General features: G+C 74.2%; 13 protein-coding genes. 6 read left to right on the forward strand and 7 right to left on the reverse strand.

All coding sequences use genetic code 11. The features are described from left to right. Nucleotides 1-39 precede the first annotated feature (39 nt). Nucleotides 40-1,194, reverse strand: a complete 1,155-nt coding sequence (locus ABZU53_RS21440) for a lytic polysaccharide monooxygenase (RefSeq protein ID WP_355067134.1) — start codon at nt 1,192-1,194, stop codon at nt 40-42. Nucleotides 1,195-1,682: 488 nt separating this feature from the next. Between ABZU53_RS21440 and ABZU53_RS21445 the strand changes: the two genes are divergently transcribed. Both ABZU53_RS21445 and ABZU53_RS21450 read left to right on the forward strand, forming a co-directional pair. Continuing rightward, the gene (locus tag ABZU53_RS21445; RefSeq protein WP_355067135.1) at nt 1,683-2,834 is read left to right on the forward strand and encodes an XdhC family protein; all 1,152 of its coding nucleotides are present in this window, start codon (nt 1,683-1,685) and stop codon (nt 2,832-2,834) included. Between the two features lie 147 nt (nt 2,835-2,981). Further along, on the forward strand, nt 2,982-3,917 hold the full coding sequence (locus ABZU53_RS21450; RefSeq protein WP_355067136.1) for a carbohydrate kinase: 936 nt from the start codon (nt 2,982-2,984) through the stop codon (nt 3,915-3,917). Here ABZU53_RS21450 and ABZU53_RS21455 read toward each other — a convergent pair. Together ABZU53_RS21455 and ABZU53_RS21460 are read right to left on the reverse strand one after the other, a co-directional pair. Next, nucleotides 3,914-4,744 (reverse strand): MBL fold metallo-hydrolase, encoded by an 831-nt coding sequence (locus tag ABZU53_RS21455; RefSeq protein ID WP_355067137.1) that lies wholly within the window; start codon nt 4,742-4,744, stop codon nt 3,914-3,916. The genes ABZU53_RS21450 and ABZU53_RS21455 overlap by 4 nt on opposite strands. Next, entirely contained in the window at nt 4,741-5,145 is a 405-nt protein-coding gene (locus tag ABZU53_RS21460; protein WP_355067138.1) for a hotdog domain-containing protein, read from the reverse strand. The genes ABZU53_RS21455 and ABZU53_RS21460 overlap by 4 nt, the downstream gene beginning before the upstream one ends. Before the next feature lie 138 nt (nt 5,146-5,283). On the opposite strand from ABZU53_RS21460, the gene ABZU53_RS21465 reads away from it, so the two are divergent. Further along, nucleotides 5,284-6,342: a phosphatase PAP2 family protein gene (locus tag ABZU53_RS21465; protein WP_355067139.1), complete on the forward strand. Its 1,059-nt coding sequence runs from the start codon at nt 5,284-5,286 to the stop codon at nt 6,340-6,342. Nucleotides 6,343-6,490: 148 nt separating this feature from the next. On the opposite strand, the gene ABZU53_RS21470 is transcribed toward ABZU53_RS21465, so the two are convergent. From ABZU53_RS21470 to ABZU53_RS21485, 4 genes are all read right to left on the reverse strand, one after another. Continuing rightward, entirely contained in the window at nt 6,491-7,852 is a 1,362-nt protein-coding gene (locus tag ABZU53_RS21470) for a PH domain-containing protein (RefSeq protein WP_355067173.1), read from the reverse strand. A gap of 253 nt (nt 7,853-8,105) precedes the next feature. Then, nucleotides 8,106-8,645 carry a PH domain-containing protein gene (locus ABZU53_RS21475; RefSeq protein ID WP_355067174.1) on the reverse strand — a complete coding sequence of 180 codons (540 nt, stop codon included), beginning with the start codon at nt 8,643-8,645 and terminating at the stop codon, nt 8,106-8,108. Nucleotides 8,646-8,908: 263 nt separating this feature from the next. Then, nucleotides 8,909-9,043 carry a hypothetical protein gene (locus ABZU53_RS21480; protein WP_354861690.1) on the reverse strand — a complete coding sequence of 45 codons (135 nt, stop codon included), beginning with the start codon at nt 9,041-9,043 and terminating at the stop codon, nt 8,909-8,911. Beyond that, nucleotides 9,040-9,270: a hypothetical protein gene (locus ABZU53_RS21485; protein WP_354861692.1), complete on the reverse strand. Its 231-nt coding sequence runs from the start codon at nt 9,268-9,270 to the stop codon at nt 9,040-9,042. Before ABZU53_RS21485 ends, ABZU53_RS21480 begins: the two co-directional genes overlap by 4 nt. Nucleotides 9,271-9,510: 240 nt before the next feature. On the opposite strand from ABZU53_RS21485, the gene ABZU53_RS21490 reads away from it, so the two are divergent. Genes ABZU53_RS21490 through ABZU53_RS21500 form a run of 3 tightly spaced genes read left to right on the forward strand, consistent with a single transcriptional unit; the run spans nt 9,511 to nt 12,538 of the window. Further along, nucleotides 9,511-10,617, forward strand: coding sequence for a MoxR family ATPase (locus ABZU53_RS21490; RefSeq protein ID WP_354861694.1), 1,107 nt, complete (start codon nt 9,511-9,513; stop codon nt 10,615-10,617). Continuing rightward, entirely contained in the window at nt 10,596-11,591 is a 996-nt protein-coding gene (locus ABZU53_RS21495; protein ID WP_355067175.1) for a DUF58 domain-containing protein, read from the forward strand. The genes ABZU53_RS21490 and ABZU53_RS21495 overlap by 22 nt, the downstream gene beginning before the upstream one ends. Next, nucleotides 11,588-12,538 carry a VWA domain-containing protein gene (locus ABZU53_RS21500; protein ID WP_354861695.1) on the forward strand — a complete coding sequence of 317 codons (951 nt, stop codon included), beginning with the start codon at nt 11,588-11,590 and terminating at the stop codon, nt 12,536-12,538. The genes ABZU53_RS21495 and ABZU53_RS21500 overlap by 4 nt, the downstream gene beginning before the upstream one ends. Nucleotides 12,539-12,553: the final 15 nt, after the last annotated feature.

The following is a 12,553-nucleotide window of genomic DNA, read 5'->3' on the forward strand; positions in this document are numbered from 1 at the left end:
CTCCGGGTGACGCAAACCTCTTGATCATTTCAGGGAACCTCAGCGGCGCGCGCAGGTCACCGTCGGGATGCCGTTCGTTCCTGTGCTGCTGGCCAGGAAGCCGAACGTGGTCGTGCCCTCGGGTGCGACCGTGCCGTTGTACGAGACGTTCGTCGCCGTCACCGAGGCGCCGGACGTCGTCTGAGTGGCGCTCCAGATCTGATTGATCACCTGCCCGTTGGGCCAGGTCCAGCTCGCGGTCCAGCCGGCGAACGGCGTACTGCCGTGGTTCATGATCGTGACTTCGCCCTGGAAACCGCCCTGCCAGGCGCTGGTCACCTTGTAGACGGCCATGCAGTCACCGGTCGACGGCGGCGGCGTGGTCGGCGGCGGGGTGGTCGGCGGCCGCGTCGTGGGCGGAGGCGTGGTCGGCGGCGGGGTGGTCGGCGGCGGCGTGGTGGGCGGAGCCGTGGTCGGCGGCGGGGTGGTGGGCGGGTTTGAGCCGCCCGGACCCACACCGGTCACCTGGCCGGTGCCGCCGTCGAAGGCGACGTCGGAGCAGCCGAAGAAGTTCTCCTGCGAGTCCGAGCGCACCCAGCGGGAGTAGATGATGTGCCGGCCGCTCTTGCCCGACGGCAGGTTGCCGCTGAAGTAGTAGTGACCGTCATTGGTGCCGACGCCGCCGCGCTGCGGCGGGTTGGTCACCGTCAGGAACGGCTGCTCCTCCAGGTCACTCCAGGCCAGCGCCCGGGTCGGGCTCCAGCTGTCCTTGGTGACGTAGAAGTAGAAGGTGCCCGGGTGGTGCGCCCAGTTGCTGTACCGGAAGTCCAGTCGCGCGCCGGAGGTCAGGTGGGTCAGCGGCCAGTCGGTGCGGGGCAGGTCGTAGCCCCGGTAGCCGGTGTTGCCACCACTGCACAGCTGCCCGTCCGGAATGAAGCCGGTGGTGCGACCACCGGCGTCCGAGCGCAGCACGCTGAACCAGTTGTAGAGCGAGTTCGTCCCGCTCTGCGCCACCGCGGCGGCGCACGCGGGGTTGTTCGGCTTGATCTCGCCGGTCTGGCTGAGGCCGTCCTGCCAGCAGAGGTAGGTCCGGGCGCCCGGCGTCATCGCCGCGCCGTGCGCGGCGGCCGGTTGCGGACTGGACGCCAGGGCTACGGCGCCCAGCGCGAGGGTAAGGGCCGCGGTGAGCAACGCGGCCGTACGGGAACGGTTCACGGGTTCTCCTGACTCGCGAGGCGTGCCGCCCGAGCCGCCCCGCCGCAATCGGGTGGGGTTGTGGTGTCGTCGCAGCGCCGTGCGGGCGGTTGCGGCGATCACAGTGACGTGCCCCGGCCGAAGAGCGGCCAGCGGACACACGCCATCAACGGTCCTGTCCTGGACCGGTGCCCTCGCGTCGAACCAACCCGGCAACCGGCGGCGCGGCAGCCCTCGCACCGCCCGGTACGCGTCATCCCACCACGCGACCGTCGTCGGCGCAATAGTCGATCCTCGATGTGTGAAAACGCGGGTGACGCGGCCCGTCGTGCCGTCGTCGGCTCACCCGTCTCCGGATCGGATCGGCGGGATCTCTCCTATAGTGATGGTCTGCATCCCCACGGCGACGACGGCCGTCCGGGCAGATCTCCCGCGTCGGGGCGGCGCACGTCGCCCTGTCGGTCGTACGGCGGGACCGGACGGCGACGAGACGAAGGAGGCGGCAGCGCGTGCCCGACGTGTTCGACGACCTGCACCGCCGCTGCCGCGCCGGCGAGCCGGTCGCCCTGGCCACCGTCGTCGCCACCTGGCGATCGGCGCCCCAGCCGCCCGGCGCCGCCATGCTCGTGGCCGCCGACGGCACGGTCACCGGCAGCGTCTCCGGCGGCTGCGTCGAGGCCGACCTCTACGAACGCGCCCGCCACGTGCTCGACACCGGCGTACCCGAGCTGGTCCACTACGGCGTCAGCGACGACGAGGCGTACGCCGTGGGCCTGACCTGCGGCGGGATGCTGGACGTGTTCGTGGAGCGGATCGACGGCGGCGCCCTCGCGCAGTTGGACGCGGTCGCCGCCGCGCGGCGGGCCGGCGAACCGGCCGCGGTCATCACCTGCGTGGCCGCCGACGCGGGGGACCCCCCGGGCGCGGCCCCGACCGACCCGGCGGGGCGACTGGGCCGACGGCTGGTGCTGACCGGTGGGCAGGTGACCGGCTCGCTCGGCGACGACCGGCTGGACGACGCCGCGACCGACGACGCGCTCGGACTGCTCGCCGCCGGGCACAGCGGCGTGCTCCGGTACGGCTACCACGGGCAGCGCCGGGGCGCCGGCCTCAGCCTCTTCGTGGCCGCGTACGCCACCGCGCCCCGGATGATCGTCTTCGGGGCGATCGACTTCGCGGCCGCGGTGGCCCGGATCGGCGCGTTCCTCGGCTACCAGGTGACCGTCTGCGACGCCCGGGCCGTCTTCGCCACCGGGCGGCGCTTCCCGGACGCGCACGAGGTGGTGGTGCAGTGGCCGCACCGCTACCTGCGGGCCGAGGTCGACGCCGGCCGGGTCGACGCGCGCACCGTCGTCTGCGTACTCACCCACGACCCGAAGTTCGACGTGCCGCTGCTGGCGCTGGCCCTGCGCCAACCGCTGGCGTACGTCGGCGCGATGGGGTCACGGCGTACCCACGACGAGCGGCACAAGCTGCTGCGCGAGGCCGGGCTCAGCCCGGAGCAGCTCGACCGGCTCGCCTCACCGATCGGGCTGGACCTCGGCGGTCGTACGCCCGAGGAGACCGCGGTGAGCGTCGCCGCGCAGATCGTCGCCGCCCGCTGGGGCGGCAGCGGCCGGCCCCTGTCCGCGCTCGACGGGCCGATCCACCACCCGGGCTGACGCCGCACCGGTACCGCGTCTTCGCCGCCCAGCAGGGCGTCCGTTGTGCCAGCCTGGTGCCAGCGGACCATGTCCGCCCGATCGTTCCCTCGGCGGGCCGGCGTGCGGCACGCCGGGACGCTGCCGGCTGACGACGAAGGGACTTCGATGGGGTACGCGGTGGTGTTCGGCGAGGCGCTCGTCGACCTGCTCGACACCGAGCGCGACGGGGAACGGGTCTACCGGCAGGCGATCGGCGGTGGGCCGCTCAACGTCGCCGTCGGGTTGACCCGGCTCGGCGGTGCGGCGCAGTTCGTCGGCTCGCTCGGCGACGACGTGCTGGGCGGGCGGATCCGCGGCTTCCTGACCGATGTCGGCGTCGGTCTCGCCGGTGCGGTCACGGTGCCGGCGTCGACCGCGCTCGCGGTGGTCACGTACGACGGGCCGGAACCCGACTTCCGCTTCTACGGCGAGCCGCCCTCCTACAGCCTGCTCGGCGCCGACGAGCTGGACCTGGCGCTGCTGGAGGGCGCGGACGTGCTCTACTGCGGCTCGGTCGTGCTGGTGCAACCGCGCACCCTGGCCGCCGCGCGCCGGGCCTGGTCGCTCGCCGCCGGGCTGCGCGTCTTCGACCCGAACGTACGCCCCCACCTGCTCGACGGGCCGGCCGCGCTGGAGGGGCTGCGCGAGGTGGTGGCCGAGTTCGCCGCGGGCGCGCACCTGGTCAAGCTGAGCACCGCCGACGCCGCGCTGCTCTACCCGCGCGAGCCGGTCGAGGGGGTGGCCGCGTACCTGCGTGAGCTGGGCGCGGCCACGGTGGTGGTGACGCTCGGTGCGGCCGGCGCGGTGCTGGCCGCCGCCGGTGCGGATCCGGTACGGGTGCGGGCCCCCAAGGTCAACGCCATCGACGCCACCGGCGCCGGCGACTCGGTCATGGCCGCGCTGATCGCCGACCTGCTTCTCGACGGCGAGCCCGACGACCCGGCGGGCTGGGTCGAGCGGGTGGCCTTCGCGCTGCGGGTGGCGGGCCTCGTCTGCGAATCCCCGGGCGGCGCCACCGCCATGCCCACCCGCACCGACGTCGAGCGCCGCTTCGGCAGCTAGACGGTGCCGTTGAGCTCGTTGTAGCCGCGGCGGGCGGCGATCAGGGCGGCACGGGCCCCGAAGGGGGCCTCGGCGGCCACCCGCTCCGGTGGCGCGTCGCCGGTGTGCGCGGCGCGGATCAGCCAGGCCAGTCGCGCCAGTTCGGCGTGCTGGGCGCGGACGAACCCGACGTCCACCGGGTCGCCGTGGCCCGGCACGACCACCGTGCGCGCGGTGGTCAGCCGCAGCAGGTCCGCGACCGCGTCCGGCCACTGCAGGGGGTACGAGTCCTCGAAGGCGGGCGGGCCGCTCTGCTCCACCAGGTCGCCGGCGACGAGCACGTCCGCGTCGGGCACGTGCACCACGACGTCGGCGTCGGTGTGCCCGCGCCCCGGGTGCCGCAGCAGCACCCGCCGGCCACCCAGGTCGAGTGCGGTCTCGGTGTGCACCGTGTGCGTCGGAGCGAGCAGCGGGGTGTCGGCCAGCTCGGCTGCCAGCTCCGGGTGCTCCGTGCGCACCTCCTCGTACGCCTCCCGGCGCAGCCGCTCCGGCTCGTCGCGCAGGGCCGCGGCGGCCCGCTCGTGCGCGTACACCGGTCGGGGTGGGTCGCCGGCCAGGACGGCGTTGCCGAAGCAGTGGTCGTAGTGGTGGTGGGTGTTGACGAGCGTCAGCGGACGGTCGGTGACCCGCCCGACGGCGGCGGCCAGCTCGGTGGCCTGCCCGGCCGAGGAGAGCGTGTCCACCAGCAGCGCCTCGTCGTCGCCGACGACCAGGGTGACGTTGACCCGCAGCAGGGGCTCGCGCAGCACGTACACCCGGTCGGCGACCTCGCTGAACCCGGCGCTCACGACGACCGCCCGGCCCGGTCGACGAAGCGTTGCCGGTCCACCAGGATCCGGTCGACCCGGCCCCGGGCCACCGTCTGGTCGCCGTCCGCGACGGTGACCTCGAACGACAACCGGCGACCGTCGACCGCCGCGAGCAGCGCCTGCGCCCGTACCGTGCGCCCGACCACCGTCGGCGCGAGGTGCTCCAACTCGACCCGGGTGCCGACAGTTGTCGACCCGGGCGGCAGCGTGGCCGCCGTGGCCGCGACGGTGGCCGCCTCGGCGAGTGCGAGCACCCGGGGTGTGCCCAGCACCGGTACGTCCCCCGAACCGACCGCCTGGGCGGTGTCCGTGTCGGTGACGGTCAGTTCGACCTGGGCGGTCAGACCCGGCGCGAAGGCCGGCTCGGGCTGCTCCTGCATGGTCGTCAGCCTAGGTGCTCGCCGAGCCCGTCGCGCACGCGCCCGACGATCCGCACACCGACCGCCGTCCACGTGTGCACGGCTTCGCCGGGTGGTCCCCGTCGGTCGATGCCGTACCCGTCGTTAACCTTGACCGCGATGGCCGTCGTGACTGACCCCCAACCCCCCGCCCGGACCGACCCGCCCGCGTCCCCGGACGGGGGCCGTCGGCGCGTCGTCGCCATGACGATCTGGGCGGTCGCCTTCGTCGCCGCCTGGCTGGCGATCGGGCTGCCCACCGACCCCGCGTACGCCTTCGTGTGGATCTGGCTGGCGACCATCGCCTGGAACAGCGAGCGGCCGTGGCGCAGCCACCTGCGCTTCGCCCGGGACTGGGTGCCGGTGGTGCTGCTGTTCGTCGTCTACAACCTCTCGCGCGGGTTCGCCGACAACGGGGCCACACCGCACGCCATGGAGCTGATCGTCGCCGACCGGTTCATGTTCGGCTGGGCCACCGGCGGGGAGGTGCCCACCATCTGGTTGCAGGAGCACCTCTACCGCCCGCAGGTGCACTGGTGGGACGTCGCGGCGAGCTGGGTGTACTTCTCGCACTTCGTGGTGGCGCTGACCGCCGCCGCGGTGCTCTGGCTGCGCGACCGGCGCCGCTGGGCCGCGTACATGCGGCGTTGGGGTTTCCTCTGCGCCGCCGGCCTGGTGACCTACTTCGTGTACCCAGCCGCCCCGCCGTGGTGGGCGGCGCAGAACGGCCTGCTCACCGAGGTCGCCCGGATCTCCACCCGGGGTTGGAAGGCGTTCGGCATGCACGGCGCCGGCAACGTGCTCAACGCCGGCCAGATCGCCTCGAACCCGGTCGCCGCGATGCCGTCTCTGCACACGGCGTGGGCGCTGTTCGTGGTGCTGTTCTTCCTGACCACCACCCGTCGCCGCTGGTGGCCGCTGCTGCTCGCGTACCCGCTGGCGATGACCTTCACCCTGGTCTACTCCGGTGAGCACTACGTGATCGACGTGCTGGTGGGCTGGACGTACGTCGGGCTCACCTACCTGGTCGTCGGCCTGGCCGAGCGTGGCTGGGCGGCGCTACGGGCCCGCCGAGCGGGGGCCGCCAACGAACCACCAGGGCAGACGGTCGCCCCCGACCCATCAGTCGACAGACACCCCACACCAAGCGACCAACCAGCGATACCCGCCGACCACTGACCAACCCCGCCCTGCCCTGCCCTGCCCTGCCCTGCCCTGCCCCCGCCCTGCCCCCGTCGATCATGAAGTTATTGGCCGTCCGCTCGGCGTGTCGGGGCAATAACTTCATGATCACCGGAGGGGTGGGGTGGGGTGGGGTGGGGTGGGGTTAGGGCGTGCGGCGGGCTTTGGTTGCTCGGGTGGTCAGCTCGGCTGCCAGGGCCCACGCCTCGGTGAGGTCCCGGTCCTGGGCGGCCGCGCCTGAGCCGCCGGCGGTGTCCGCGTACACGGTCGCCAGCCCCAGTCGGCGCTGCACCGGCCCCTGCACCACCCGCACGCTCTGGATCCGCGCGTACGGCACGATCGCCAACTGCCGGGTGAGCAGCCCGGACCGGGTGGCGAAGACCCGCTCGAACAGACCCGCCCCGAGCGCGCCGCGCCCGAGCGGGTGCAGCCAGCGCGTCCGGGGCGGTGGTGGGCTCAGCGTCAGCGCGTCCAGGCGTACGCCCGGCAGCACCTCGGCGACGATCATCGTGGCGGTCGGCAGGTCGCCGACCGGCAGCAGCCGGTCCGGCCGGTTGCGGTCGTCGGCCTCCGCCACGGAGTAGCCGGCCACCTCCAACCGCAGCCGCAGCCAGTCGTTGACCCGCCACAGCAGCGGCCAGGTGGCCCGCACGGTCTGGACCCGGTCCAGCGGCACGGTCTGCGCGCGCGTCTCCAGCAGGCCGTTGTGCACCCGCAGGGTGCCGCCGTCGCGGGCCAGCCGGAAGTTCCAATCGTCGAGCACCCGGCGGATCGGTTGCAGCAGCACACCGGCCATCGCGGTCAGCGTGCTCGCCACCGCGACGAAGGACCACGACCCGGCGGTGACGAACTGCACCACGACGAAGGCCACGCCGAACGGGAGCAGGAACGCCTGCGGGGTGAGCAACTGACTGACCAGCAGGTTCTGGTTGCGCACCGCGTGCAGCGGTCGTCCCGCCGCGGCCGTCGGCGTCCCGGGTCCCGTCGGAGACGCGGTGACGCCGGGCGGGGGCGGCGGGGTCGTCCGCCCGGCGAGCGTCAGCAGCCGCTCGCGCAGGCGGGCCGCGTCGGCCACTCCGAGGTACGCCAGCGGCGCCTCGGTCTTGCCTCCGCCGACCACCTCCAGGCGCAGCTCGGCCAGGCCGGTGAGCTGGGCGAGCAGCGGGCGGACCACCTCCACGGCCTGCAACCGCTCCAGCGGGATGGCCCGGGTACGCCGCCAGAGCAGCCCTTCGTGCACCCGCAGTTCGCGGCCCACCACGTGGTAGCCGGTGTTGTACCAGCTGATCACCGACAGCACGGTCGCGCCGAGCGCCAGCACCACCACCATGGCGGCGAACCAGCCGAAGCCGACCCGCGACAGCGTCGACCAGGACAAGCCCGCGATCACCACGACCAGCGACTTGGCGCCGTGCAGCAGCGGGCTGAGCGGGTGCAGCCGCTGCCGCGGCTCACCGTCACCGCCGCCCGGCGACGCCGGCCAGGGGTAGACCGCCCCGGGCGGCACCCCAGACGGCCCCGCGGGGTACGGCACCCCAGGCGGTCCCGCGGGGTACGGCGGAGCAGGCGGACCGGGATGTGGCGGAGTGGGCGGGCCAACGGGGTGCGGTGCGCCGGCGGCAGGCGCGCTGCCGGCGGCAGGCGGTGCGCCGGCGGGAGGCGCGCTGCCGGCGGGCAGCGGAGGCCGGGTGTCCGGCTCGGCGGGACCGTCGCTCATCGGGCCGGCTCTCGGCGGTGCCGACGGTCACCCGCGCGGGCGGTCACAGCCCCTCCGCCCGGTCCTCGCCCAGCGCGGTGAGCCGGTCGCGCAGTCGGGACGCCTCCGCCGGACGCAGCCCCGGCACCCGCGCGTCACTGGCGGCCGCCGCCGTGTGCAGCTGCACCGTGGCCAGGTCGAAGGCACGCTCCAGCGGACCGGCGCTCACGTCGACGAACTGCATGCGGGAGTACGGGACGATGGACAACCGCCGGACCAGCAGCCCGTGCCGCACCAGCAGGTCGTCGTCGCGCTCGGCGTAGCCCCAGGCGCGTACCGCGCGGACGATGGCTATGGCCCGCCACGCGCCGAGCACCACCACGAGGGCGAGTGCGAGCCCGAACAGCCAGTGGCCGCTCAGCGCCCAGCCGATCGCGGTCACCGCCAGGCCGATGGCCACCACGACCGCGAGCCGGATCAGCTCCACCCAGATCAGGTTGGTGGAGATCGGCTGCCACCGGACGGTGTCCGGCCAGGGCTCCAGCGGCCCTCGCCCCGACGACTGCGGACCGGAGTGGGTCACCGAACCCGTGCCCGACGGCAGGAGACCAGGCGACGGCAGGTCGGACGGGGGCGGACCGGCGTCGTACCCGCCGCGCGGAGGCGATGCGGCGTCGTACCCGCCGGGCGGGGGCAGGGCGCTCGGCGGCAGCGGGGCCGGCCACGACACGTCCGGTGGGGAAGGGTCCGGGCCGAGTGTGCCGGGCGCCGGGAACGCGCCGGGTGGCGGCGCGACGCCGGGCGGCGGCGGACTGGCCGGGGAGGTGGGGTCGGGGGAGGTCGGGCGGTCGACGCGGTCCTCCGCGCTCACCGGCGGGCGCCGTTCCGCACGCCGCGACGCCGCACGATCCGTGCGCCGTGTGCCGCCGCCTCGCCCTGCCCGTCGGCGGCGCGGAGCGCCCCGCTGCCGTGCCTCATCGGTCGCTCGCTGCGCTCGCTCACGTGTCGAGGGTAGGCGATCCGGGCACCGGAGTGACGGCACGAAGGAAGCCGCGAACGTTCAGGAATTCGCCGAGACTGCCGCGGTGCTCGGCGCAGGCCAGCCAGGTCTTGCGCCGATCGGCGGTGTGCAGGCGCGGATTGTTCCACTCCAGCGCCCAGACGGCGGGGGCGCGGCAGCCCCGGGCCGAGCAGACCAGGGGCTCGTCGGCAGGGGAGGGGAGGCTCATCCGGGCCAGTCTAGGGCGGCCGGACGGAAAGCTTGAGCGCCGGGCGGCCACGGGGGGAGCCGCCCGGCGACGGGGTGAATCGTACACACGGCGGGCCGGTCCCTGTCCACCCGTGACACGCGATTCGGGCATTGGACGCCCGCGGCGAAAATCGGCTTCTCCCCACCTCGGCACTCAGGAAGGCGTGCGAGGCTTGATACCGCACCAGCCGCGACGACCGACCAACGCTGTGGAGGACCGGTGGCCCAGCCGACCACGCCCGACGCCCCGACGCCGAACGGGACGGCACCGGACACACCCGCACCGGTGACCACGCCCGCGCAGGACGCCAGCCTGCTGGAGAAGGCGCTCTTCGAGATCAAACGGGTGATCGTCGGGCAGGACCGGATGGTCGAGCGGATGTTCGTCGCGCTGCTCGCCCGGGGTCACTGCCTGCTCGAAGGCGTGCCCGGCGTGGCCAAGACCCTGGCCGTGGAGACCCTCGCCAAGGTCGTCGGCGGGTCCTTCGCCCGGGTGCAGTTCACCCCGGACCTGGTGCCGGCCGACATCATGGGCACCCGGATCTACCGGCAGTCGAGCGAGAAGTTCGACGTCGAGCTGGGCCCGGTCTTCGTCAACTTCCTGCTCGCCGACGAGATCAACCGCGCTCCGGCCAAGGTGCAGTCGGCGCTGCTGGAGGTCATGAGCGAGCGCCAGGTGTCGATCGGCGGGGAGAGCCACCGGGTGCCCGATCCGTTCCTGGTGATGGCCACCCAGAACCCGATCGAGCAGGAGGGCGTCTACCCGCTGCCGGAGGCGCAGCGGGACCGGTTCCTCATGAAGATCGTCGTGGGCTACCCGACCGACGCCGAGGAGCGGGAGATCGTCTACCGGATGGGCGTGACCGCCCCGGAGCCGACGGCGGTCTTCGACACCCCCGAGCTGATCGCCCTGCAACGCAAGGCCGACCAGGTCTTCGTGCACAACGCGCTGGTCGACTACGCGGTGCGCCTGGTGCTGGCCACCCGCGCACCCGCCGAGCACGGCATGCCGGACGTCGCCCAGCTGATCCAGTACGGGGCCAGCCCGCGCGCCTCGCTCGGTCTGGTCCGGGCCACCCGCGCGCTGGCGCTGCTGCGCGGGCGCGACTACGCCCTGCCGCAGGACGTGCAGGACATCGCCCCGGACATCCTGCGCCACCGGCTGGTGCTCAGCTACGACGCGCTCGCCGACGACGTGCCGGCCGACCACATCGTGCACCGGGTGATGTCGACCATCCCGCTTCCGGCCGTCGCGCCCCGACAGCAGGCCACCCCGCCGCCGAGTACCCCGCCGCCGGGCGCCGGCTGGCCCGGGCAGCGGCCGTGACCTCACCCACCCCTCGTCCCGCCCCCGACCGCAGCGAGGCCGTGCTGTCCCGACTCCAGTTGCTGGTCACCCGCAAGCTCGATGGTCTGCTCCAGGGTGACTACGCCGGCCTGCTCCCGGGGCCGGGCAGCGAGGCGGGGGAGTCGCGGGAGTACCGCCCCGGTGACGACGTACGCCGGATGGACTGGCCGGTGACCGCGCGGACCACGACCCCGCACGTGCGGCGGACGGTCGCGGACCGGGAGTTGGAGACGTGGCTGGCCCTGGACCTCTCGGCCAGCCTGGACTTCGGCACCGGGCAGTGGCTCAAGCGGGAGGTGGTGGTGGCCGCCGCTGCCGCCATCACCCATCTGACCGTGCGCGGCGGCAACCGGATCGGCGCGGTGATCGGCACCGGTGGTGGCGCGTCCGCACCGGCGCGACGGTGGCGCGGTGGCCCGCCGCCGGTCGGGCCGGGGGTGCTCACCCGACTGCCGGCCCGCTCCGGCCGCAAGGAGGCGCAGGGCCTGCTGCGGGCCGTCGCCGGCACCGCGATCCAGCCCGGCCGGGGCGATCTGGGCGCGCTGGTCGACATGCTCAACCGCCCGCCCCGGCGGCGCGGGGTGGCCGTGGTGGTCTCGGACTTCCTGGCGCCGACCGAGCAGTGGGCCCGGCCGATGCGCAAGCTGCGCGTCCGGCACGACGTGCTGGCGATCGAGGTGGTGGACCCGCGCGAGCTGGAGTTGCCCGACGTGGGGGTGCTGCCGGTGGTCGACCCGGAGAGCGGTGAGCTGCACGAGGTGCAGACCGCCGACCCGCGGCTGCGGCAGCGCTACGCCGAGGCCGCCGCCGCCCAACGGGCCACGATCGCCGCCGCGCTGCGTGGCGCCGGCGCGGCCCACCTGCGTCTGCGTACCGACCGAGACTGGCTGCTGGACATGGTGCGTTTCGTGGCCGCGCAGCGGCACGCCCGCACCCGGGGGACGACACGATGATCCGTTTTCTGCAACCGTGGTGGCTGCTGGCCGTGCTGCCGGTGCTCGCCCTCGCCGCGTTCTACATCTGGCGGCAGCTGCACCGCCGGGCGTACGCGATGCGGTTCACCAACGTGGACCTGCTGCGGACCGTCGCGCCGAAGGGTCTGGGCTGGCGGCGGCACGTGCCGGCGACCGCGTTCCTGCTCTGCCTGCTGGTGCTCGCCACGGCGCTGGCCCGTCCGGCGGTGGACACCAAGGAGCCGCTGGAGCGGGCGACGGTGATGCTCGCCATCGACGTGTCGCTGTCCATGCAGGCCGACGACGTGGCGCCGAACCGGCTGGAGGCCGCGCAGGAGGCGGCCAAGCAGTTCGTGGGCGAGCTACCGGAGAGCTACAACCTGGGTCTCGTCTCGTTCGCCAAGGCGGCCAACGTGCTCGTGCCGCCGGGCAAGGACCGGGACGCGGTGACCGCCGCGATCGACGGGCTGGTGCTGGCCGAGGCGACCGCGACGGGCGAGGCGGTGTTCACCTGCCTGGAGGCGATCCGGTCGGTGCCGGCCGACGGCGCGGCGGGTATCCCACCGGCGCGGATCGTGCTGCTGTCGGACGGGTTCCGCACCTCCGGCCGGTCGGTGGAGGAGGCGGCGGCTGCCGCGCAGGCGGCCAACGTGCCGGTCTCCACCATCGCGTTCGGCACCGACACCGGTCAGGTCGACATCGGTGGGCAGCTCCAGCGGGTGCCGGTGGACCGGCTCGCCCTCGCGGAGCTGGCCGAGACCACCGAGGGCTACTTCTACGAGGCGGCCTCGGTGAGCGAGCTGAAGCAGGTCTACCAGGACATGGGCAGCTCGATCGGGTTCCGCACCGAGCCGCGCGAGGTGACCCAGTGGTACGCGGGGTTGGCGCTGCTGCTGGCGCTCTGCGCCGGCGCGCTCAGCCTGCTCTGGTCGTCGCGGATGCTCTGAGGGCGGCCAGGGCAG

It is taken from the genome of Micromonospora sp. NPDC005194, from assembly GCF_040608335.1.
Classification (GTDB): domain Bacteria; phylum Actinomycetota; class Actinomycetes; order Mycobacteriales; family Micromonosporaceae; genus Micromonospora.

Coding starts and splice junctions, on each gene's coding strand:
- ABZU53_RS21460 (WP_355067138.1), bottom strand. CDS start 5,145: ATGCAGGAGCAGCCCGAGCCGGCCTTCGCGCCGGGTCTGACCGCCCAG.
- ABZU53_RS21500 (WP_354861695.1), top strand. CDS start 11,588: ATGATCCGTTTTCTGCAACCGTGGTGGCTGCTGGCCGTGCTGCCGGTG.
- ABZU53_RS21465 (WP_355067139.1), top strand. CDS start 5,284: ATGGCCGTCGTGACTGACCCCCAACCCCCCGCCCGGACCGACCCGCCC.
- ABZU53_RS21485 (WP_354861692.1), bottom strand. CDS start 9,270: ATGAGCCTCCCCTCCCCTGCCGACGAGCCCCTGGTCTGCTCGGCCCGG.
- ABZU53_RS21450 (WP_355067136.1), top strand. CDS start 2,982: ATGGGGTACGCGGTGGTGTTCGGCGAGGCGCTCGTCGACCTGCTCGAC.